Origin of the sequence: Microbacterium sp. H6, from assembly GCF_003314775.1 — a bacterium.
Taxonomy (GTDB): Bacteria; Actinomycetota; Actinomycetes; order Actinomycetales; family Microbacteriaceae; genus Microbacterium; species Microbacterium oxydans.
Genome location: NZ_QOAY01000090.1, coordinates 1 through 238 on the forward strand (window position 1 = coordinate 1; position 238 = coordinate 238).

General features: G+C 72.3%; 1 pseudogene. It reads right to left on the bottom strand.

Features of this window, described 5'->3' with window-relative positions:
- Window positions 1–238 (bottom strand): annotated as a pseudogene (locus DSP71_RS06155) (hypothetical protein); the annotation flags it as partial.

Genomic DNA, 238 nt, shown 5'->3' on the forward strand with positions numbered 1-238 from the left:
CTCCGTGGTCGTGCTGCTCGTGCGCGAACCGATCTCGTCGAGCTCCGTCTGCTCGGCCTGCAGCTCCGCGGTCCGCATCCGGAGGGCGTGCGCTTCGGCGAGCCGGTCGAGTCCGCGCATCGCCCTCCGCGCTTCGGCGTGCTCTGTCCTCGCCTCGTCCACCGTCCGCTTCTGCAGTTCGGACAGGGTCGTCAGGTCGACCAGCAGGGTCCGGCCGGCGACGCGAGCTGCCGCGAGC